We start from the raw sequence: 21,265 nt of genomic DNA on the forward strand, positions 1-21,265 counted from the left end.
AGGTGCGCGGAACTAAACTGCCATCATCGTCACCGCCGAAGTCAGTCCGATGAGTCAACGCCGCGCCCTTAACCTGCCTGCACGCCCGGAGCTTTTGCTGATTCTGGGCAGTGGTCTCACAGTTACCCTGATCCTGATCATCGTTGCCGTGCTGCTGATCCGCGAACATGCCAGCACACTGCAGACCGCCCAGCGCTCCACCAGCAATATCACCCAGTTGATCAATGCCGATGTGCTGCGCAACGTCGAGCTCTATGACCTGGCGTTGCAAGGCCTGATTGCGGCAGCCGGCAAGGACATGTCAGGGCTGCCGGGCGATGTGCGGCACCAACTGCAATTCGACCAGTCCACTGCGGCGCCGTACAAAGGCGAAGTCTTGCTGCTGGACGCCCAGGGCGCGGTGCTTGCCGACTCATCCACACTGGCACCCACGCGGCGCAACTTCGCCAACCGCGACTATTTCCAGGTCCATCAACAGAACCCCGACGCCGGGCTGTTTATCAGCCGCCCGTTCAAGATCCGCTGTGATTGCGAACAGATCTGGCGCATCGCCTTCAGCCGCCGCGTGACCGGGCCCGACGGCGAGTTTGCCGGGGTGGCCGTGGCGACCATGCGCCTGGCATATTTCGACCAATTGTTCAGCAGCCTGACCATCGGCAGCGGTAACACCATCAATCTGCTGAACAACCAGGGCATCCTGCTGGCCCAGCAACCCCTGCTCGAGAGGGACATGATCGACAAGGATCTGAGCTCACGCCCCAACTTCAAGCGCATGCTGCAAGAAGGCAGCGGCAGCTTCCGGGCCATCTCTGCGATCAGTGGCACCCCACGGCTCTACACCTTTACCAATGTGGGCCGGTTGCCATTGATCGTGGTAGTGGCCTTGGCCAGCGACGATGTATTCGCCGCCTGGCAACGCGCCGCGTGGCTGACGGCGGGGGCCACCGGGGTGTTGTGTGTGGGCCTGCTGTGGCTGAGCTGGATGTTGCGCCTGGAACTGCGGCGTCGCTACCGTGCCGAGAAAGTACTGTCAGAACTGGCAGCCACCGACGGCCTGACCGGCCTGGCCAACCGCCGCATCCTCGACCAGCGCCTGGCCCTGGAATGGGAGCGCGCGCGCCGCTCGACCGAGCCCTTGGCCCTGTTGATGATCGACGTCGACCACTTCAAGGCCTTCAACGACCGCCACGGCCACCAGGGCGGCGACGAAGCGTTGCGCAGCGTGGCACAGGTGATCGGCAGCCACATCCGCCGCCCGGCCGACCTCGCGGCGCGCTATGGCGGTGAAGAGTTTGCGGTGATCCTGCCGCATACCGACGCCAGCGGTGCCCGGGCGATTGCTGAGCGTATCCGCCAGGGGATCCAGCACTTGCCGCCGGTTGCGGGTGATAGTGAGCCAGTTACGGTGAGTATCGGCTTGAGCACCTGGGACAAACGCAGCAGCGCGTCATTGGAGCAGTTGCTGCTCAGTGCTGACCGGGCGTTGTATGAGGCGAAAAATAGTGGGCGCAACCGCGTGGTCGATGCGGCCACACTGCTGGCGCCTTGAATGTAGGAGCCGGCTGGCCGGCGATGGCGGCCGGATGGTCGGTGCAAGGTTCAGGGGCCTCATCGCCGGCAAGCCGGCTCCTACAGGGGGATGTTTGCCAATAAAAAAAGGCCACCCGAAGGCAGCCTTTAAAAACTAAAGAAAGAGAGTTGTTACTTACACCGCCGCAACGGGACGCATGTAAGAGATCGGTGCGGTGCTGGCATCTTCGAAGGTCACGACTTCCCAAGCGTCTTTCTGCTCAATCAACTTGCGCAGGAGCTGGTTGTTCAGTGCATGGCCCGACTTGAAGCCTTTGAACTCGCCTATCAGGCTATTGCCCAGCAGGTAGAGGTCACCAATTGCATCGAGGATCTTGTGCTTCACGAATTCGTCTTCATAGCGAAGGCCATCTTCGTTCAGTACACCATCCGCGTCGACCACGATGGCGTTTTCCACGCTGCCGCCGAGTGCGAGGTTGTGCTTGCGCAGGTACTCGATGTCACTCATGAAACCAAAGGTACGGGCGCGGCTGACTTCTTTTACAAACGAAGTGCTGGAAAAATCCACGCTTGCACTTTGGGTGCGGTCACGGAATACCGGGTGATCGAAATCGATCTCAAAGCTCACTTTAAAGCCTTCGAACGGGACGAAGGTGGCGCGCTTGTCGCCGTCTTCTACTGTCACTTCCCGCAGAATGCGAATGAACTTCTTGGCTGCGTCCTGTTCTTCCAGGCCGGCAGATTGAATCAGGAATACGAAAGGTCCAGCGCTACCATCCATGATCGGGACTTCAGACGCGGAGAGCTCGACGTAGGCGTTATCGATGCCCAGGCCAGCCATGGCCGAGAGCAAGTGCTCCACCGTGTCCACTTTGACGTCACCGTTGACCAATGTGGTCGACATGGTGGTTTCGCCAACGTTTTCCGCGCGAGCAGGAATCTGCACCACAGGGTCCAGGTCGGCACGAACAAACACGATGCCGGTGTCGACAGGTGCGGGCTTGAGAGTCAGATATACCTTCTCCCCGGAGTGCAGACCTACACCTGTGGCACGGATAATATTCTTCAGGGTGCGTTGTTTAATCATGGCTTGGACCGCTTCAGCGCAAATTGCGAACTGGTATCAACAAAGGCTGGCGATAATAGCAGACCAGACCTTTGCTGAACACCAATCACCTTCATAGCCCTGATACATTCCATTAATCGGCCTGACGACGCAGGAAAGCCGGGATGTCCAGGTAGTCCAGATCATCTTGCGGATTCGGGCTACGGGACGCCGCAGCACCGGCCTGGGCCTGGTTGCGCATCACGGTCGGACGATCCAGATCACGGTAGTTCACCGACGGCAGTTCCTGGCGAGCAGGTGCTGGAGCGGCGGCCGAGGCCTGGCTGGTGTGCACGGTATTGTCGATAACCTTCACAGGTTTCTCGATTTTTGCGCCCAGACCTGTGGCAACCACGGTCACATGCAGTTCGTCGCGCATGTCCGGATCGATAACGGTACCGACCTTGACCATCGCGTGCTCGGAAGCGAAGGCTTCGATGATGCTACCCACGTCGGAGTACTCACCCAGGGACAGGTCGGGACCGGCGGTGATGTTCACCAGGATGCCGCGTGCACCTTGCAGGTTCACGTCTTCCAGCAGCGGATTGCGGATGGCCGCTTCGGTCGCTTCACGTGCACGGTTAGGACCGCTGGCGCAGCCAGTGCCCATCATCGCCATGCCCATTTCGCTCATGACCGTACGTACGTCGGCAAAGTCGACGTTGATCATGCCCGGACGCTTGATGATGTCGGAGATACCGCGAACGGCACCGGCCAGGACGTCGTCAGCCTTGGCGAAAGCCGACAGCAGGCTTGCGTCTTTACCGAGGATGGTCAGCAGTTTCTCGTTGGGGATGGTGATCAACGAGTCAACGCTTTCAGACAGCAGACGGATACCTTCGTCGGCGATCTGCATGCGCTTGCGGCCTTCGAACGGGAACGGACGGGTCACGACTGCGACGGTCAGGATCCCCATTTCCTTGGCCACTTCGGCAATGATTGGCGCCGCACCGGTACCGGTACCGCCGCCCATGCCGGTGGTGATGAACACCATGTTGGTGCCTTGCAGCACTTCGGCAATACGCTCGCGGTCTTCCAGGGCGGCTTGACGGCCGACTTCCGGATTGGCGCCAGCGCCCAGGCCCTTGGTCACGGCTGTGCCCAATTGCAGGATGGTCCGCGCGCCGATGCTTTTGAGCGCCTGGGCATCAGTGTTGGCGCAGATGAATTCAACGCCTTCAATGTTGCTCTTGACCATATGGTTGACAGCGTTGCCGCCGCCACCGCCGACACCGATTACTTTAATAACCGGGCTTGCGGGGATGTTGTCTACGAGTTCGAACATTTTCCCTCTCCTTCATTTCTCTAGTTTTTTCGCCTACTACTTTGAATCGGTGTTGCGGTAAATCTTTAGAAATTGCCCTTCACCCAAGCCTGCAGGCGCTCCAGCAACGGCGCTTTGGGCTCGTCACTGCTATAGCTTTCGCGGCTGCCAATGCCCGACAGGGAAATGCCGTCGGTCTGCTTTTGCAGGCCATACAACAGCAAGCCCACACCGGTGGAATAAATCGGGTTGCGCACCACGTCGCCCAGGCCCTTGACGCCATGGGGCACGCCCAGGCGGACCGGCATGTGGAAGATTTCCTCGGCCAGTTCGACCGCGCCTTCCATCTTCGAGGTGCCACCGGTCAGCACGATGCCGGCCGGGATCAAATCTTCGTAGCCACTGCGGCGCAGTTCAGCCTGGATCAGGGTGAACAGTTCGTCGTAGCGCGGTTCGACCACTTCGGCCAACGCCTGGCGCGACAGTTCGCGCGGTGGCCGGTCGCCCACGCTCGGCACCTTGATGGTTTCACCGGCACCGGCCAGCTTGGCCAGGGCGCAGGCGTAGCGGATCTTGATTTCTTCGGCGTACTGGGTCGGTGTACGCAGCGCCATGGCGATGTCGTTGGTCACCTGGTCGCCGGCAATCGGGATCACGGCGGTGTGACGGATCGCACCTTCGGTGAAGATCGCGATATCGGTGGTGCCGCCGCCGATGTCCACCAGGCACACGCCCAGCTCTTTTTCGTCGTCGGTCAGGACCGAGTAGGCCGAAGCTAGTTGCTCGAGAATGATGTCGTCGATTTCCAGGCCGCAGCGGCGCACGCATTTTTCAATGTTCTGTGCCGCATTCACCGCGCAAGTCACGACGTGGACCTTGGCTTCCAGGCGTACGCCCGACATGCCCAGGGGCTCACGCACGCCTTCCTGGTTATCGATCACGTAGTCCTGCGGCAGGGTGTGCAGTACGCGCTGGTCAGCCGGGATCGCCACGGCCTGGGCGGCGTCGAGGACGCGCTCAAGGTCGGCCGAGCTGACTTCACGGTCGCGAATCGCCACGATGCCGTGGGAGTTCAGGCTGCGGATGTGATTGCCCGCCACACCGACGAACGCCGAGTGAATCCGGCAGCCGGCCATCAGTTGCGCTTCTTCGATGGCACGCTGGATCGATTGCACGGTGGATTCAATGTTGACCACCACGCCCTTCTTCAGGCCCCGGGACGGATGCGTGCCGATTCCGACGATTTCCAGCGTGCCGTCGTCCGCGACCTCGCCTACCAGCGCCACCACCTTGGAGGTGCCGATATCGAGACCGACGATCATTTTGCCGCTTTGCACGTTTGCCATGGGTCCTGCCTCTTCTTAATTCTTCGCGACAGCGGGCTGCGCTGTCGTGGGCGCAGCCGGTTCGCGCCAGCTAACGGCAAGGCCGTTGGCGTAACGCAGGTCGATGCTCGCAATGTTCGTAATCTGTTCTTTCAAGGTTTTGTCGTAGATGGCGATAAAGCGGCGCATCTTCTCCACTAAGTGGTCGCGTCCCAGCAACAACTCGATGCCCGGGCCGGAACTGCCTGCCCCGGTGGTCAAAAACCAGCTGCCCCGTTCGCGCAATTCCAGGCGCGCAATGGAGAAGCCCAGTGGCCGCAGCATCTGGCTCAACGCCTGGTACTGCTGCATCACTTGCTGCTGTGCCCGTTGTGGTCCGAACAACTGCGGCAAATGCTCGTAGTTGGCCAGCTCACGCGGGTTGAACGCCTGGCCCTGGTTGTTCAACAGCGCTTCGTCGCCCCAACGGGCCACGGGCAGTTGTTCTTCCAGGCGGATCGTCACTTGATCCGGCCACACGCGCCGTACTTCGGCGTGGGCAATCCACGGCATCTGTTCCAGTTCGGCACGCATGCCGGCCAGGTCGATGGTGAAGAAGCTCGCCGCAACAAAAGGCGCGATCCGCTGCTGCACCGCTTGCTGGCTGATGTAGCTCAAGTCGCCCTGCACGCTGATCTTGGTGATCGGGCGGTCGGCATACGGCAACAGGCGCTGTGCACCTTCATAGGTGCCAAAGCCCAACGCCACCAACAGCACCGGCCAGAACAGGGCCTTGAGAAAACCAAAGTTGGCTTTCGGCAGGCGCGCCGACATCGGCTCTTTAGCCACCATTCGACTGGCACCACGCGGCACCGGCTTGCGGCCGGGAGCGGGTTGCTGATGACGAAGCGATGCGCCTTGCATGGTCTTAACCTCGTGCCTCTTCATTACCGGCCACATAACTGGCCGCCAGGATCGCCAGCACCAATTGCTGGAAGTCCAAGCCGGCCGCACGTGCAGCCATGGGCACCAGGCTGTGGTCGGTCATACCCGGCGCGGTGTTGACTTCCAGGAACCAGAAGTTCCCCTGGTCATCCTGCATCACGTCTGCCCGCGCCCAACCGGCGATACCCAACGCCTCACAGGCTTTCGCCGTGAGGTCCATCAATTCCTGCTCTTTGGTTGCATCGAGCCCGCACGGGATCCGGTACTGGGTATCGGAGGCCAGGTACTTGGCGTCGTAGTCGTAAAAGGTGTGGGGCGTGCCCAATGCGATGGGCGGCAATACCTGGCCACGCAGGGTGGCGATGGTGTACTCGGGACCCTGGATCCACTGTTCCACCAACACTTGCGAATCGTAGGTACTTGCCGCTTTCCATGCGTCGATCAATTCGGCGGCCGAGTTCACTTTAGCCATGCCGATACTGGAGCCTTCATGGGCTGGTTTGACGATCAAAGGCAGGCCCAGTTCCTTGGCTGCAGAAATACAATCGTCTTCACTGCACAGAACGCTGTGACGCGGCGTCGGAATGCCCAGGCTGTGCCACACCTGCTTGGTGCGCAACTTGTCCATGGCCAAGGCCGAAGCGAGGATGCCACTGCCTGTGTAGGGAATGCCGGCGCACTCCAGCAGGCCCTGCATGCTGCCGTCTTCACCGCCACGGCCGTGCAGGATGATGAAGGCGCGGTCGATCTTCTCGGCTTGCAGGCGGGCGAGGAAGTCATCGCCCACGTCGATACCAAAGGCATTCACACCGCCACTTTGCAGCGCCTGGAGCACGGCATTGCCGGACTTGAGCGAGACTTCACGCTCAGCACTCTTGCCGCCGAACAACACGGCCACGCGACCGAAGTCGGCAGGTGCGATGGTGGAGAACAGGGAGGCGTAATTCGCAGTCATTTCGACTTCCCCTGTACAGCGGCGGCAGCAAACAGCGGGCTCGCCAGCAATTTAGGGGCAAGGCCGCCGATATCACCGGCACCCTGGCACAGCAGGATGTCGCCGGCGCGCAGCAGCGGCTTGACGATCGGCGCCAGGTCCACGCCTCGCTCGATATAGATCGGGTCCAGTTGCCCGCGCTGGCGGATGCTGTTGCACAGCTTGCGACTATCGGCACCGGGGATCGGTTCTTCACCGGCCGGGTAGACTTCCATCAGCAGCAATACGTTGGCATCGGCCAATACATTTACGAAGTCGTCGTACAGGTCGCGGGTACGGCTGTAGCGGTGCGGCTGGTAGACCATCACCAGGCGACGCTCTGGCCAGCCACCACGCACAGCCTTGATCACGGCCGCGACTTCGGTCGGGTGGTGACCGTAGTCGTCCACCAGCATCACGTCGCCGCCGTCTACCGGCAACTGGCCGTAGACCTGGAAGCGTCGGCCCACGCCGGCAAAGCCCGACAGGCCTTCGACAATGGCTTCATCGCTGACGCCTTCGTCGGTGGCGATGCAGATGGTCGCCAGGGAATTGAGCACATTGTGGTTGCCCGGCATGTTCACCGACACATCCAAGGGCTCGCGATCCGGACGCAGCACGGTGAAGAACGTCTGCATGCCTTGCTGGCGAACATTGATCGCGCGCACGTCAGCGTCTTCGCTGAAGCCGTAGGTCACGGTCGGGCGCTTGACCAGCGGCAGGATTTCGCGCACTACCGGATCGTCCAGGCACACCACGGCCAGACCGTAGAACGGCAGGTTGTGCAGGAACTCGACGAAGGTTTTCTTCAACTTGTTGAAGTCGCCGTCGTAGGTCGCCATATGGTCGGCGTCGATGTTGGTGACCACGGCCACCAGCGGCTGCAGGTGCAGGAAGCTGGCATCGCTTTCATCGGCTTCGGCAATCAGGTAACGGCTGGTACCCAGTTGTGCATTGGTACCTGCTGCATTCAGCCGGCCACCGATCACGAAGGTCGGATCCAGGCCGCCGGCGGCGAACACCGAGGCGATCAGGCTGGTGGTGGTGGTCTTGCCGTGGGTACCGGCGACGGCGATGCCGTGGCGATAGCGCATCAGCTCGGCCAGCATCTCGGCGCGGGGCACCACGGGAATACGCCGCTCAAGGGCGGTGGCCACTTCCGGGTTGGAAGTGTTCACGGCGCTGGAGACCACCAATACATCAGCCTGCGCGGCGTTCTCGGCACGGTGGCCGATAAAGATCTGCGCGCCGAAGGATTCCAGGCGCTCGGTGACCGGCGAAGTCTTGAGGTCGGAGCCGGAGACCTGGTAACCCAGGTTCAGCAACACCTCGGCAATCCCGCACATGCCCACGCCGCCGATACCGACGAAGTGGATGCGACGGATGCGGCGCATTTCCGGTTGCGGCATGGCTTTTTGATTCTCAACCATGGGCCACCTCCAGGCAGATATCGACCACGCTGCGGGTGGCGTCGGGTTTGGCCAGGCGGCTTGCGGTGCTCGCCATGCTGTTCAGTTGTTCGGGTTGCATCAAAACCTCAGTCAGGCGTGCGGCCAGATCGGCGGCGCCAGTCGTTCTTTGCGGCAGCAGGAAGGCAGCGCCCTCCCCGGCCAAATATTCGGCGTTGCGGGTCTGGTGATCGTCGATCGCATGGGGCAAGGGCACCAGCAAGGACGGCAGACCGGCGGCGGCCAGTTCACTGACGGTCAACGCACCTGCGCGACAGACCACCAGGTCGGCCCAGCCATAGGCATGGGCCATGTCTTTGATGAAGGGCTCTACGGTCGCCTCGACACCGGCCTCGCGATAGCGGGCGGCAGTCACTTCATCGTGATTCTTGCCCGCCTGATGGAAGATCTCGGGACGCAGGTCCACAGGCAACTGCGCCAATGCCTGCGGCAGCAGTTTGTTCAGCGGCTCGGCGCCCAGGCTTCCACCGAGGATCAGCAGATGCGCCTTGCGCCCGGCCAGGGCCTGGCGGGCAATGTCCATGAACAGTTCGGTACGCACCGGGTTGCCGGTGGTGCGGCGCTTGTCCATGGCCGCAAACGTATTCGGGAACGCCTCGCAGACCCGTGCCGCCAACGGCGCCAACAGCCTGTTGGCGGTACCGGCCACAGCGTTTTGCTCGTGGACGATCACCGGCACACCGGCCAAGCGCGCGGCCACACCGCCGGGACCGGTGACATAGCCACCAAAGCCCAGCACGCAGACCGGCTTCAATTCGCGAATGACCTTGCGCGCCTGCCACACAGCCTTGAGCAACACGAACGGTGCCTTGAGCAGGGACAATTTGCTCTTGCCGCGCAGGCCGCTGACGTTGATCAGATGCAGGCGCAAACCGGCCGCCGGGACCAGTTCATTTTCAATGCCACGGGGCGTCCCCAGCCAATGCACGGTGTAGCCACGGGCCTGGAACTCACGGGCACAGGCCAGCGCCGGGAACACGTGGCCGCCGGTGCCGCCGGCCATGATCAGCACGTTAGCGCCCATGGGTCGGCTCCTCGGCAAAATCGCTCTCGCTGAATTCCATCTCTTCGCTGCCCAAATGGGTTCGACTCTCCCACTCGATACGCAGTAACAAGCCGAGACAGGCACAGCAGATCACCAACGAGCTGCCACCGTAGCTGAGGAACGGCAAGGTCAGGCCCTTGGTCGGCAGCAAGCCAACGTTCACGCCAATGTTGATCAAGAACTGGCCGATCCACAGGAAGGCCAGGCCGTACGCCACATAGGCGGCAAAGAATTGTTTGGCTTTCTCGGCCCACAGGCCGATGTACATGGCCCGCACACAGACGAACACGAACAGCCCGACGGTGACCAGGGAGCCAACCACGCCCAGCTCTTCGGCCAGTACCGAGAACACGAAGTCGGTATGGGCTTCCGGCAGGTAGAACTGCTTCTGCACACTGTTGCCCAGGCCCACGCCCAGCCACTCGCCGCGACCGAAGGCAATCAGCGCTTGGGTCAACTGGTAGCCGGAACCGAACTGGTCGGACCAGGGGTCGGTAAAGGTGATCAGACGCGCCATCCGATAGGGTTGCGCCTGCACCAGGATCGTTACGGCCGCCACGGCGAGCCCAACCATCAGGGCAAAGCGGAACAAGCCCACCCCACCGAGGAACAGCATCGCGGCGGCGGCGCCCATCATCACCACGGTGGCGCCGAAGTCCGGTTCCATCAGCAACAGGCCAGCCATGGGCAGCAGCACGATGAAGGGCTTGAAGAAGCCCATCCAGCTTTCCCGCACTTCTTTCTGGCGGCGCACCAGGTAGCCCGCCAGGTAAATCACCACGAAGACCTTGGCGATTTCCGACGGCTGCACGTTGAACGCGCCGAAGCCGATCCAGCGCATCGACCCATTCACCTCGCGACCGATGCCGGGGACGATCACCATCACCAGCAGGCCGAAGGCGCCAATCAGCATCAGCCAACCCAGGCGCTGCCAGGTGGCGATGGGAATCATCATGGTGACGATGCACGCACCGAGGCCGATCACCAGGTAAATCAGGTGGCGGATCATGTGGTACAGGGTGTTGCCCGACTGTACGGCGGCCACTTCCGAGGACGCCGAGGTGATCATCACCAGGCCCAGGCCCAGCAGCGCCAGGCAACCGGCGAGCATTGGGAAGTCGAGGTCGATCCCACGCCCAGTGATGATCGGCGATGGGTACGGCTTGATAATGTTCTTCAGGTCCAGACTCATGCCAAGCCCTCCACGGCGCGGGCGAACAACTGGCCGCGCTCTTCGTAGTTCTTGAACATGTCGAAACTGGCGCAGGCCGGCGACAGCAGCACGGCATCGCCGGGCTGGGCCAGGGCGCGGCACTGAGCGATGGCATCGTCCAGGGAAGTGGCGCGCACTTGCGGCACCGCGTCGCCCAGGGCGGCGGCGATCAAGTCGCTGTCACGACCCATCAGCACCACGGCGCGGCAATGAGCAGCCACCGGGCCCTTGAGGTCCTTGAAGTCGGCACCCTTGCCATCGCCACCGGCGATCAGCAGCAGTTTGCCGTCGATATCGGCACCCAGGCCTTCGATGGCGGCCAGCGCGGCGCCGACATTGGTGGCCTTGGAATCGTTGTAGTAGCTCACGCCATCCAGGTCGCGCACCCACTGGCAGCGGTGTTCGAGGCCGGCGAAGGTGCGCAGGCTCGACAGCATCGCGTCGAACGGCAAGCCGACCGCATGCCCCAACGCCAACGCCGCTAGGGCATTGGACTGGTTGTGGGCGCCACGGATTTTCAGTTCACGCACCGGCATCAGGTTCTGGAATTCGAAGGCCAAGTATTTCTCGCCATTCTCTTCACGGATACCAAAGGCCTTGAAGTCGGGTTTGCTCAGGCCGAAGGTCCAGCATGGCAGGCCCTCGCCCATCAACGGACGGCTCAGGGCATCCTGGCGGTTGACCACTACCTGCCGCGCACCACGGAAGATCCGGTGCTTGGCCAGGTGATAAGCCGGCAGGCCGCTGTAGCGGTCCATATGGTCTTCGCTGACGTTCAACACGGTGGCCACTTCGGCGCCGAGTTGATCGGTGGTCTCCAGTTGGAAGCTCGACAACTCCATGACGTACAGCTCGATATCGTCGCTGAGCAAATCCAGCGCCGGCGTGCCGAGGTTACCGCCCACGGCCACGCGCTTGCCGGCCGCAGCCGCCATTTCGCCAACCAGGGTGGTGACGGTGCTCTTGGCGTTGGAACCGCTGATCGCCACGATGGGCGCCTTGGCGTTACGCGCAAACAGTTCGATATCGCCGGACAACTTCACGCCACGCGCCGCTGCCGCTTGCAGGGCCGGGGTCGCCAGGGCCAGGCCGGGGCTCACGTAGAGCTCGTCGGCACGGCACAGAAACTCGACATCCAACTCGCCACAACGCACTTCCACGTGCGGGTAGTCACGGCGCAGCGTGACCAGCTCCGGTGGATTTTCCCGCGTATCGGCCACGGCAAACGACGTGCCCCGGTTCGCCAGGAAGCGAACCAGGGACATGCCGCTCTTGCCGAGGCCGACAACGATGCGGAAGTGGTCTGAAGCGATCAGGGACACTCGTTTCTACCTCAGTTTCAGGGTGGCAAGGCCAACCAGCACAAGAATCACGGTGATGATCCAGAAACGGACGATCACCCGTGGCTCCGGCCAGCCCTTGAGTTCAAAGTGGTGATGAATCGGCGCCATGCGAAACACGCGGCGGCCGGTCAACTTGAAGGACGCAACCTGGATCACCACCGACAGGGTCTCCATCACGAACACGCCGCCCATGATGAACAGGACGATTTCCTGACGCACGATCACGGCGATGGTGCCCAGGGCCGCACCCAGCGCCAGGGCGCCGACGTCGCCCATGAACACCTGGGCCGGGTAGGTGTTGAACCACAGGAAGCCCAGCCCGGCACCGATCAGCGCGCCGCAGAACACAATCAATTCACCCGCGCCCGGTACATACGGGATCAGCAGGTATTCAGCGAATTTCACGTTACCCGACAGGTAGCAGAAGATGCCCAGGGCGCCGCCCACCATGACGGTCGGCATGATCGCCAGGCCATCAAGGCCATCGGTCAGGTTGACCGCGTTGCTGGAGCCGACGATCACAAAGTAGGTCAGCACCACGAAGCCAATGCCCAGCGGGATACTGGCGTCCTTGAGCATCGGGAAAATCAGGGTGGTTTCCACCGCGCTTGGCGCAGTCATATAAAGGAAGATCGCCGCGCCCAGGCCGAACACCGATTGCCAGAAATATTTCCAGCGGCTTGGCAGGCCCTTGGAGTTCTTCTCGATCACCTTGCGGTAGTCATCGACCCAGCCGATGGCACCGAACAGCAGGGTCACCAGCAACACCACCCAGACGTAGCGGTTGGCCAGGTCGGCCCAGAGCAAGGTGCTGATACCGATGGACGACAGGATCAACGCACCGCCCATGGTCGGTGTGCCGGACTTGGACAGGTGCGACTGCGGGCCGTCATTACGCACGGACTGGCCGATCTGCAGGTTTTGCAGGGTACGGATCATCCATGGCCCGAGAAACAGCGACAAACACAGCGCGGTCAGCACACCCAGGATCCCGCGCAGGGTCAGGTACTGAAAGACCGCGAAGCCTTTGTGGAACTGTTGCAGATACTCAGCCAGCAGCAGCAGCATTAATGTTTCTCCGTACTTGAGCCACACAAGGCCGCGACGACGTTTTCCATCACCGCGCTGCGCGATCCCTTGATCAAAATAGTTGTGTGTTTGTCTTGTTCGGCCGCGCCCAGCGCCTGGATCAACTCGGCCTGGCTCGCGAAATGCCGCGCGCCCAAACCGAAAGCGGCGACGGCATGGGCCATGTTCGGACCGACGGCGTAGAGGGCGTCGACTTTGCCACTGGCGTAGGCACCGACTTCACGGTGGGACTGTTCGGCCCATTCGCCCAGCTCGGCGATATCCCCCAGCACCAGCACCTTGCGACCGTCGAAGCCTTTGAGCAGGTCAATGGCAGCGCAGATCGAGGACTGGTTGGCGTTGTAAGTGTCGTCAATCACGCGCATGCCGTTGCTCGCCAGTTGCGCCACGGTACGGCCCTTGACCGGTTGCACTGCGCCAAGGCCGGTGGCAATGCCGAACAGCGACACGCCCAGGGCGTAAGCAGCGGCGGCGGCGGCCAGGGCGTTGGCAACGTTATGGTTGCCCAGCAGGTTCAGTTGCACGTGTTCGTCACCTTGCGGGCTGTGCAGGGTGAAGGCCGGGCAGCCACGGGCGTCGAGCGTGATGTTCGATGCATGGAAATCGGCTGCGGCGTTGTGCACGGCGAAGCTCAGGACCTTGCGCCCGGCGGCACGTACACGCCAGGTTTCGAAGGCCTTGTCATCGAGGTTCAATACGGCGATGCCGGAAGCGTCCAGCCCCTCAAGGATTTCACCCTTGGCCTGGACGATCTTCTCGGGGCCGCCAAACTCGCCAACGTGGGCGGTACCGGCGTTGTTGATAATCGCAACGTGTGGCCGGGTCATGGCCACCGTGTAGGCAATTTCGCCAATGCGCGACGCGCCCAGCTCGATCACGGCGGCGGTGTGTTCCGGGGCCAGTTCCAGCAGGGTCAGCGGTGCGCCAAAATCATTGTTGAGGTTGCCACGGGTCGCCAGCACCGGCCCGCGCGTGCGCAGGATACCGGCGAGCAGTTCCTTGACCGTGGTCTTGCCGCTGGAACCGGTGATCGCCGCCACCGGGTTGGTGAACGCTGCGCGATTCAGTGCACCCAGCTGGCCAAGGGCCAGGCGGGTGTCGGCCACCAGCAACTGCGGCAGTGTCGAGTCAGTGACTTCACGCTGCACCAGGGCGCCGACCGCGCCTTTGGCGGCCACCTCATTCAAATAGTCATGCCCGTCGAAGCGCGGGCCGGCCAGGGCGACGAACAGTTGCCCCGGCTTGATGTTGCGACTGTCGATACTGACGCCGTCGAAGCTGCAATCACTCGACAACACACGGGCCGACAAAGCCTGGGTCAGTTCGCTGAACTGCATGGCCTTAAGCATGGGCCACCTCCCATGCGGTCAAGGCGCGATCGGCCTCGACCAGATCGGAGAAAGCATGGCGCTCGCCGTTGACTTCCTGGTAGTCCTCATGGCCTTTACCGGCCAGGACTACCACGTCGTCAGCGCTGGCGCTGGCGATCAACTGGGTAATGGCGGCGGCGCGGCCGGCAACAAAAGTTACTTGGGAGGCGTCTTTGAAGCCTGCGCGGATATCGTCGAAAATCTGGCTCGGCGCTTCGCTGCGCGGGTTGTCATCGGTGACCAGCACGCCGTCGGCCAGGCGCTCGACGATCTCGGCCATCAGCGGGCGTTTGCCGCGATCGCGGTCGCCGCCGCAGCCGAACAGGCACAGCAACTTGCCCTTGGCATGAGGACGCAGGGCTTCGAGGACTTTTTCCAGGGCATCCGGGGTGTGGGCGTAATCGACCACCACCAGCGGTTGCGTCCCGCCACCCAGGCGCTGCATGCGCCCGGCCGGGCCTTCGAGCTTGGGCAATACGCGCAGGATTTCATCCAGGGCATAATCCAGACCCAGCAAGGCGCCGATGGCTGCGAGCACGTTGCTCAGGTTGAAGCGACCGAGCAAGGTACTGCGCAGATGGTGTTCGCCCTGGGGCGTAACCAGCGTTGCGAGTACGCCTTCGTCGTTGAACTGGGCTTCGCGGCAATACAGGTAGGCGCTGGAATCTTCCAGGCTGTAGCTGATCAGGCGCGCTTCGCTTTTTTCGGCGGCCAGTTGGCGACCGAATGCATCATCGAGGTTCACGACGCGGCACTTCAGGTCAGTCCAGCCGAACAGCTTGGCCTTGGCGGCGGCGTACGCCTCCATGCTGCCGTGGTAGTCCAAGTGGTCGCGGGACAGGTTGGTCATCACCGCCACGTCGAACGCCAGCGCAGTCACCCGGCCCTGGTCCAGGCCGTGGGACGACACTTCCATGGCGACGGCCTTGGCCCCGGCCTTTTTCAGGTCGGCCAGGGTCGCCTGCACGGCGATCGGGTTCGGCGTGGTATGCAGGCCGCTTTGCAGCGCGCCGTAGAAACCGGTGCCCAGGGTGCCGACGATGCCGCAGTGCTGGCCTAGCAGGTCCAGCGCCTGGGCCACCAGTTGGGTGACGCTGGTCTTGCCGTTGGTGCCGGTGACGCCGATCAGGTTGAGTTGACGGCTCGGGTCGCCATAAAAACGCCCGGCGATATCCGACAACTGCGCCGCCAGGCCCTTGACCGGAATCAACGGCACATCGGTAATCGGCAATACGGTGGCGCCTTCTACTTCATAGGCCACGGCCGCCGCGCCGCGCTGCAAGGCGTCGGCGATATGCGCACGGCCATCGAACTTGCCGCCCGGCACAGCCAGGAACAGATCGCCGGCGCGTACGTTACGGCTGTCCAGGCTCAGTTCACGAATCAATAGGTCGCGACCAGCGTGGGCGAAAATCTTGTTCAGGCTAAGAGACATCAGCCGCGCCCTCCATTGGCTTTTACAGCAGCGGCCGGTGGTCCGGCGTTGGCTTGTTGGGTCGGCGGCAGGTTGTCCGGCGTGATGTTCATCAAGCGCAGGGTGCCGGACATGACTTTGCTGAATACGGGAGCCGAGACCAGGCCACCGAAGTAACCGGCCTTGCTCGGTTCGTCGATGACCACGACGATGGCGTAGCGCGGATCGCTCATCGGGCCGAAGCCGGCGAACAGCGAACGGTAGGAGTTTTCGGCATAGCCCTTGGTGCCCACCGAAGTCTTACGCGCCGTACCGGACTTGCCGGCCACGTGATAGGCCGGCACCTGGGCACGGAACACGCCGCGCGGCGCCTCGATCACTTGCTGCAGCATGGTCTGCATGGTCTTGGCGACGTTTTCCGGGATGACCTGTTCGGATTTCGGCGCTTCGTCAACGTGGATCAGGCTCAATGGCGTCATGCGGCCATTGTTGGCCAGCACGGAAAAGGCATGGGCCAGCTGGATCGCGGTCACCGACAGGCCATAGCCGTAGGACAGGGTCGCGGTCTCGGCCTTGCGCCACTCACGGTAGTTGGGCAGGTTGCCGACGCGCTCGCCCGGGAAGTCCAGGCCCGTGGGCTGGCCGAGGCCGATCTTCTGCGCCAGGTGGTAGATGGTCTCGCCGCCGATATCAAAGGCGACTTTACTCATGCCCACGTTACTGGAGTTGATCAGGATGCCGGTCAGGTCCAGCACCGGGCCTTCGCTACGGGATACGTCGCGAATGGTGTATTTGCCCAGTTGCAGGGTGCCGGGATAGACCTCGACCTTGTCGGTCGGCTTCCAGCGCCCGGACTCCAGGGCCGCACTCATGGAGATGGCTTTCATGGTCGAACCCGGCTCGAACACGTCGATCATCGCGCGGTTGCGCATCATCGCCGGTTGCAGGTTGCGACGGTTATTCGGGTTGTAGGTCGGCTGGTTGACCATGGCGAGGATCTCACCGGTCTTCACGTCCATGATCACCAGGCTGCCGGCCTTGGCGCCGTTCTCAATGATGGCGTTACGCAGCTCACGGTTGGCCAGGTATTGCAGGCGCAGGTCAATCGACAACGCCAAGGGCTTACCGGCCTTGGCGTTTTTGGTGACCTGGACATCCTTGATCAGTCTGCCGCGTCGATCCTTGATGACCTGCCGTTTGCCGGGAACCCCGGCCAGCCATTCGTCGTAGGCAAGTTCCACCCCTTCGCGGCCATGGTCATCAATGTCGGTGAAGCCGACCATATGGGCAGTGGTCTCGCCGGCCGGGTAGAAACGCCGGAATTCCTCGATGCCGTAGACACCGGGGATTTTCAGGTCGAGCACGCCTTGCCCCTGTTCAGGGGTGAGGCCGCGAACCAGATAGATGAATTCTTTATTGGCCTGGGCTTCAAGGCGCTCTTTAAGGGCCTTGGGATCCTGGCCAAGGGCGTGGGCCAGTTCGGTCCACTTGTCCTTGGCCACTTGCAGCTCCTTGGCGTTGGCCCACAGGGTGGTCACCGGGGTACTGACAGCCAGGGGCTCGCCATTACGGTCGGTGATCAGGCCGCGGTGCGCAGGAATGGGGATATGACGCAGGCTACGGGCATCGCCCTGGCCGATCAGGAAGTCGCGGTCCACCACCTGCAGGTCGACGATGCGCCAGGCAATCGCGCCCACCATCAGTGCGAGCAAGCCCAGCACGACACGGAAGCGCCATGGGTAGAGTGCGCCTTCGAGTTTCATCATGGCGCCACCATGCGGACTTCAGCCGCGCCAGGAATGTGCATCTTCAGCTGTTCGGCGGCCAGCACTTCGATGCGGCTGTGGGCCGTCCAGGTGCTTTGTTCCAGGATCAACCGGCCCCACTCCGCCTGCGCCTTGTCGCGCACGCTCAACTCGCCGTACAGGCTATTGAGCAACTGGCGATTCCAGTGGGCGCTGTAGGACACCGCAATCGCGGACACCAGCACGCCGACAAACAGCAGCAACATAAAGAAGCTGCCGCCCGGCAGGGGCTTGGCGAAAAGCTTGCTCACCGCAGCTTCTCCGCAACGCGCATGACGGCGCTGCGAGCACGTGGGTTGGCCTTGAGTTCGGCTTCGGAGGCGAACTGCGCTTTGCCATGGATTTTGATTTTCGGCACAAAGGCTTCGAAACGTACCGGCAGGTTGCGCGGCAGGTTATCGCTCTCGCCCTTGACCAGACGACGCATGAACAATTTGACGATGCGGTCTTCCAGGGAGTGGAAGCTGATCACCACCAGGCGACCGCCCACTTCCAGGGACTCCAGGGCAGCCTCGAGGCCGGCCTCCAGGTCACCCAATTCGTTGTTGACGTGAATGCGCAGGCCCTGGAACGCACGGGTTGCCGGGTTCTTGCCCTTTTCCCACGCCGGGTTGGCGACTTTCAGCACTTCGGCCAGGTCGGCAGTGCGTTCGAACGGCTGGATTTCCCGGCGCTCGACCACGGCACGCGCCATGCGGCCGGCGAATCGCTCTTCGCCGTATTCCTTGAACACACGGGTGATTTCTTCGTGAGGTGCGGTGGCGATGAACTGCGCGGCGCTGATGCCACGGCTCGGGTCCATGCGCATGTCCAGCGGGCCATCATTCATGAAACTGAAGCCGCGCTCAGGGTCGTCCAACTGCGGCGACGACACGCCCAGGTCCAGCAAGACCCCGGCCACCTTGCCCGCCATGCCCCGCTCGGCGACTTCAGCGCCCAGTTCGGCAAAGCTGCGCTGCACAACGACAAAGCGGCCGTCTTCGGCCGCTAGCGCTTGCCCGGTGGCAATCGCCTGGGGATCCTTGTCGAACCCGAGGAGCTTGCCCTGCGGGCCGAGCTGGCTGAGGATCAACCGACTGTGCCCGCCGCGCCCGAACGTGCCATCCAGATAGCAGCCATCAGGGCGCACGGCGAGAGCCTCGACGGCTTCGTCAAGCAGCACGGTGATGTGGTTAAAGCCGCTATCAATAGTCACAGGATCAAATCACGCAGTTCATCAGGCATGGCGCCCGGTTGTTGAATAGCAGCCAGGTCAGCTGCAGACACAGCATCCCAGGCATCTTCGTCCCACAATTGGAACTTGTTCAGTTGGCCTACCAGCATCGCGCGCTTATCGAGCTTGGCGTATTCGCGCAGACGCGGTGGAACCAGGAAACGACCACTGCCATCGAGTTCGAGATCGACGGCATTACCAATCAGCAAACGTTGCAGGCGACGGTTTTCTTCACGCAACGAAGGCAGAGCGCGCAACTTGGTTTCAATCAACTCCCACTCATCGAGGGGGTAAACACACAAACAGGGATCAACGGCATCAATCGTGATGATTAATTGCCCGGAACTTCGCGAAATGAGCTCGTCACGATACCGGCTCGGCATGGCGAGACGGCCTTTTGCATCGAGACTTATAGCGTTAGCTCCGCGAAACACAGATGCGTTTCTCCAAATTTTAGCGTTTTACGTTCAAAAAACCCACTTTGTGCCACTTTCCGCCACTTGCGCACACTATAGGAATGCGCCCACCACACCGTCAAGGCGCGGATTAAAGGAAAAGCCTTACAGAACGGAGATTTAGGAGCGCAAAAGGAGGAGAAACGAGAGTTCGGCGATGTTTTTGACTCAACAACCCCAAATAGCTCAAAGAGCTAGAGCTTGAACTTAAAGTAATTTATTAAGAGTAAGATTTTTTCGGTATTACGAAGACGCATCTGCCAATGATTTGGCAGGGAGGGATTCTTGCGTTACTACCTGGTTTCTGCCCGAGACTCGTGCAGAAGGAAAAAAGGTGGAGAGTCGATCTATAAGCCGGGTTCTGTCTTGAACAGTCATTCGTCTACGATGGCCATCACTGGACATCTTTAGCAACCTACCCGGTTCCAGCGCGGGCCACGCCTTGGAACCCTATTTGGTCTTGCTCCAAGTGGGGTTTACCTAGCCACGAACTGTTGCCAGTCGCGCGGTGCGCTCTTACCGCACCTTTTCACCCTTACCGGCACCGAAGTGCTTAGGCGGTTATTTTCTGTGGCACTTTCCGTAGGCTCACGCCCCCCAGGCATTACCTGGCACTTCGCCCTATGGAGCCCGGACTTTCCTCCCCCCTCTAATTTTCATAGAAGGCAGCGACTGTCCAATCGACTCTCCGCCGCGAAGGTTAACGGCACGGACGTCTTAGAACAAGTATTAAAAGACAGCATTGCCATCATGTTCCGACGTCGTGCACGTCAAACCCAGGAACTATTCGCTCTTTTGTTTATCAAGTGCGGCCTGATACAACACGTTCTTGCGCACACCGGTGATTTCTGCGGCCAGGGCTGCGGCACGCTTGAGCGGCATTTCCTTGAGCAACAGGTCCAGCACGCGCATGGCCTCGCTACCCACGGCATCTTCACTTTCCGGCGCCGTCCAGCCCGCAACCAGCACCACGCACTCGCCACGCTGCTGATTGCTGTCGCCCTCGACAAACCCACGCAGCTCTTCCAGCGGCAGGCCCTTGAGGGTTTCAAAGGTCTTGGTCAGCTCCCGCGCCAGCAAGGCCAGGCGTTCGCCACCGAAGACCAGCTCCATGTCTTGCAGGCACTCAAGGATACGGTGCGGCGCCTCATAGAAGATCAGGGTGCGCGGCTCTTCCTTTAACAACTCCAGGCGCGCCCGGCGCCCTACGGCCTTGGCCGGCAGGAAACCTTCGAAGATAAAACGATCCGACGGTAAGCCCGCCGCCGAAAGGGCTGCAATCAACGCGCACGCCCCGGGAACCGGGACTACATTGATACCTGCGGCCCGCGCCTGGCGGACCAGGTGATAACCAGGATCGGAGATCAGCGGGGTACCGGCATCGGAGATCAACGCCACGTCATCGCCCGCGAGCAGGCGGGTAATAAAGCGGCTGCCTTCGTCACGTTCGTTGTGCTCATGGCAGGCCGCCAGGGGCGTGGCGATACCGAAGTGCTGCATCAGGCGCAGCGAGTGCCGGGTGTCTTCGGCCGCAATCAACTTGGCTTCACGCAACACTTTCAGCGCCCGCGCACTGATGTCGTCCAGGTTGCCAATGGGCGTCGCCACCACAAAAAGCGAGCCAGCAGTGGAATTCAAAGGACCTGGAGCAGTCAAAGCGCACACCTCGATGATTGGCAAAAGCCATATTGTAGCGCGTAGACGTCAAGAAAATGCGCCGACGGGGTC

At 61.6% G+C, this 21,265-nt stretch carries 18 protein-coding genes and 1 other RNA gene; 1 reads left to right on the top strand and 18 read right to left on the bottom strand.

Annotation, left to right across the window (positions count from 1 at the left end):
• Positions 1–49 precede the first annotated feature (49 nt).
• Positions 50–1,549: a sensor domain-containing diguanylate cyclase gene (locus ACSSVH_RS21360; protein WP_169956344.1), complete on the top strand. Its 1,500-nt coding sequence runs from the start codon at positions 50–52 to the stop codon at positions 1,547–1,549.
• Between the two features lie 156 nt (positions 1,550–1,705).
• Here the strand turns inward: ACSSVH_RS21360 and lpxC are convergent, their stop codons facing one another.
• From lpxC to rsmI, 18 genes are all read right to left on the bottom strand, one after another.
• Positions 1,706–2,617, bottom strand: a complete 912-nt coding sequence (gene lpxC / locus ACSSVH_RS21365) for a UDP-3-O-acyl-N-acetylglucosamine deacetylase (protein WP_029297841.1) — start codon at positions 2,615–2,617, stop codon at positions 1,706–1,708.
• Positions 2,618–2,729: 112 nt separating this feature from the next.
• Positions 2,730–3,920, bottom strand: coding sequence for a cell division protein FtsZ (gene ftsZ / locus ACSSVH_RS21370; protein WP_057444456.1), 1,191 nt, complete (start codon positions 3,918–3,920; stop codon positions 2,730–2,732).
• A 65-nt stretch (positions 3,921–3,985) separates the two neighbouring features.
• Complete coding sequence (ftsA, locus tag ACSSVH_RS21375; RefSeq protein ID WP_029297837.1) at positions 3,986–5,245, bottom strand: cell division protein FtsA; 1,260 nt, start codon at positions 5,243–5,245, stop codon at positions 3,986–3,988.
• A gap of 15 nt (positions 5,246–5,260) precedes the next feature.
• Positions 5,261–6,127: a cell division protein FtsQ/DivIB gene (locus ACSSVH_RS21380; protein ID WP_169956346.1), complete on the bottom strand. Its 867-nt coding sequence runs from the start codon at positions 6,125–6,127 to the stop codon at positions 5,261–5,263.
• A 4-nt stretch (positions 6,128–6,131) separates the two neighbouring features.
• Positions 6,132–7,103, bottom strand: coding sequence for a D-alanine--D-alanine ligase (locus ACSSVH_RS21385; protein ID WP_492633699.1), 972 nt, complete (start codon positions 7,101–7,103; stop codon positions 6,132–6,134).
• Positions 7,100–8,551: a UDP-N-acetylmuramate--L-alanine ligase gene (gene murC / locus ACSSVH_RS21390; RefSeq protein WP_029297832.1), complete on the bottom strand. Its 1,452-nt coding sequence runs from the start codon at positions 8,549–8,551 to the stop codon at positions 7,100–7,102. Before murC ends, ACSSVH_RS21385 begins: the two co-directional genes overlap by 4 nt.
• Positions 8,544–9,614, bottom strand: coding sequence for an undecaprenyldiphospho-muramoylpentapeptide beta-N-acetylglucosaminyltransferase (murG, locus tag ACSSVH_RS21395; RefSeq protein ID WP_492633700.1), 1,071 nt, complete (start codon positions 9,612–9,614; stop codon positions 8,544–8,546). The genes murC and murG overlap by 8 nt, the downstream gene beginning before the upstream one ends.
• Positions 9,604–10,827, bottom strand: coding sequence for a putative lipid II flippase FtsW (gene ftsW / locus ACSSVH_RS21400; RefSeq protein ID WP_154842205.1), 1,224 nt, complete (start codon positions 10,825–10,827; stop codon positions 9,604–9,606). The genes murG and ftsW overlap by 11 nt, the downstream gene beginning before the upstream one ends.
• Entirely contained in the window at positions 10,824–12,170 is a 1,347-nt protein-coding gene (gene murD / locus ACSSVH_RS21405) for a UDP-N-acetylmuramoyl-L-alanine--D-glutamate ligase (protein WP_076963501.1), read from the bottom strand. The genes ftsW and murD overlap by 4 nt, the downstream gene beginning before the upstream one ends.
• A gap of 6 nt (positions 12,171–12,176) precedes the next feature.
• Positions 12,177–13,259 (bottom strand): phospho-N-acetylmuramoyl-pentapeptide-transferase, encoded by a 1,083-nt coding sequence (gene mraY, locus ACSSVH_RS21410; protein ID WP_029297824.1) that lies wholly within the window; start codon positions 13,257–13,259, stop codon positions 12,177–12,179.
• Entirely contained in the window at positions 13,259–14,629 is a 1,371-nt protein-coding gene (locus ACSSVH_RS21415; protein ID WP_170056752.1) for a UDP-N-acetylmuramoyl-tripeptide--D-alanyl-D-alanine ligase, read from the bottom strand. The genes mraY and ACSSVH_RS21415 overlap by 1 nt, the downstream gene beginning before the upstream one ends.
• Entirely contained in the window at positions 14,622–16,085 is a 1,464-nt protein-coding gene (locus ACSSVH_RS21420) for a UDP-N-acetylmuramoyl-L-alanyl-D-glutamate--2,6-diaminopimelate ligase (protein WP_492633701.1), read from the bottom strand. Before ACSSVH_RS21420 ends, ACSSVH_RS21415 begins: the two co-directional genes overlap by 8 nt.
• Positions 16,085–17,827, bottom strand: coding sequence for a peptidoglycan D,D-transpeptidase FtsI family protein (locus tag ACSSVH_RS21425; protein ID WP_169956405.1), 1,743 nt, complete (start codon positions 17,825–17,827; stop codon positions 16,085–16,087). Before ACSSVH_RS21425 ends, ACSSVH_RS21420 begins: the two co-directional genes overlap by 1 nt.
• Positions 17,827–18,120, bottom strand: a complete 294-nt coding sequence (ftsL, locus tag ACSSVH_RS21430) for a cell division protein FtsL (RefSeq protein ID WP_169956357.1) — start codon at positions 18,118–18,120, stop codon at positions 17,827–17,829. The genes ACSSVH_RS21425 and ftsL overlap by 1 nt, the downstream gene beginning before the upstream one ends.
• Positions 18,117–19,064 carry a 16S rRNA (cytosine(1402)-N(4))-methyltransferase RsmH gene (gene rsmH / locus ACSSVH_RS21435; protein ID WP_407073438.1) on the bottom strand — a complete coding sequence of 316 codons (948 nt, stop codon included), beginning with the start codon at positions 19,062–19,064 and terminating at the stop codon, positions 18,117–18,119. The genes ftsL and rsmH overlap by 4 nt, the downstream gene beginning before the upstream one ends.
• Entirely contained in the window at positions 19,061–19,516 is a 456-nt protein-coding gene (gene mraZ / locus ACSSVH_RS21440) for a division/cell wall cluster transcriptional repressor MraZ (protein ID WP_003171868.1), read from the bottom strand. The genes rsmH and mraZ overlap by 4 nt, the downstream gene beginning before the upstream one ends.
• Positions 19,517–19,871: 355 nt before the next feature.
• Positions 19,872–20,225, bottom strand: an RNA gene (rnpB, locus tag ACSSVH_RS21445) — RNase P RNA component class A.
• A 95-nt stretch (positions 20,226–20,320) separates the two neighbouring features.
• Positions 20,321–21,193, bottom strand: a complete 873-nt coding sequence (gene rsmI, locus ACSSVH_RS21450; protein WP_169956359.1) for a 16S rRNA (cytidine(1402)-2'-O)-methyltransferase — start codon at positions 21,191–21,193, stop codon at positions 20,321–20,323.
• Between the last annotated feature and the right edge of the window lie 72 nt (positions 21,194–21,265).

It is taken from the genome of Pseudomonas sp. HC1(2025), from assembly GCF_058742075.1.

Bases quoted from the DNA above. Each gene is read 5' to 3' on its own strand.
- ACSSVH_RS21420 (WP_492633701.1), bottom strand. From the start codon at position 16,085: ATGTCTCTTAGCCTGAACAAGATTTTCGCCCACGCTGGTCGCGACCTA.
- ACSSVH_RS21380 (WP_169956346.1), bottom strand. From the start codon at position 6,127: ATGCAAGGCGCATCGCTTCGTCATCAGCAACCCGCTCCCGGCCGCAAG.
- lpxC (WP_029297841.1), bottom strand. From the start codon at position 2,617: ATGATTAAACAACGCACCCTGAAGAATATTATCCGTGCCACAGGTGTA.
- ftsW (WP_154842205.1), bottom strand. From the start codon at position 10,827: ATGAGTCTGGACCTGAAGAACATTATCAAGCCGTACCCATCGCCGATC.
- murG (WP_492633700.1), bottom strand. From the start codon at position 9,614: ATGGGCGCTAACGTGCTGATCATGGCCGGCGGCACCGGCGGCCACGTG.
- ACSSVH_RS21415 (WP_170056752.1), bottom strand. From the start codon at position 14,629: ATGCTTAAGGCCATGCAGTTCAGCGAACTGACCCAGGCTTTGTCGGCC.
- murC (WP_029297832.1), bottom strand. From the start codon at position 8,551: ATGGTTGAGAATCAAAAAGCCATGCCGCAACCGGAAATGCGCCGCATC.
- mraY (WP_029297824.1), bottom strand. From the start codon at position 13,259: ATGCTGCTGCTGCTGGCTGAGTATCTGCAACAGTTCCACAAAGGCTTC.
- ACSSVH_RS21385 (WP_492633699.1), bottom strand. From the start codon at position 7,103: ATGACTGCGAATTACGCCTCCCTGTTCTCCACCATCGCACCTGCCGAC.
- ACSSVH_RS21425 (WP_169956405.1), bottom strand. From the start codon at position 17,827: ATGAAACTCGAAGGCGCACTCTACCCATGGCGCTTCCGTGTCGTGCTG.
- ACSSVH_RS21360 (WP_169956344.1), top strand. From the start codon at position 50: ATGAGTCAACGCCGCGCCCTTAACCTGCCTGCACGCCCGGAGCTTTTG.
- ftsA (WP_029297837.1), bottom strand. From the start codon at position 5,245: ATGGCAAACGTGCAAAGCGGCAAAATGATCGTCGGTCTCGATATCGGC.
- ftsZ (WP_057444456.1), bottom strand. From the start codon at position 3,920: ATGTTCGAACTCGTAGACAACATCCCCGCAAGCCCGGTTATTAAAGTA.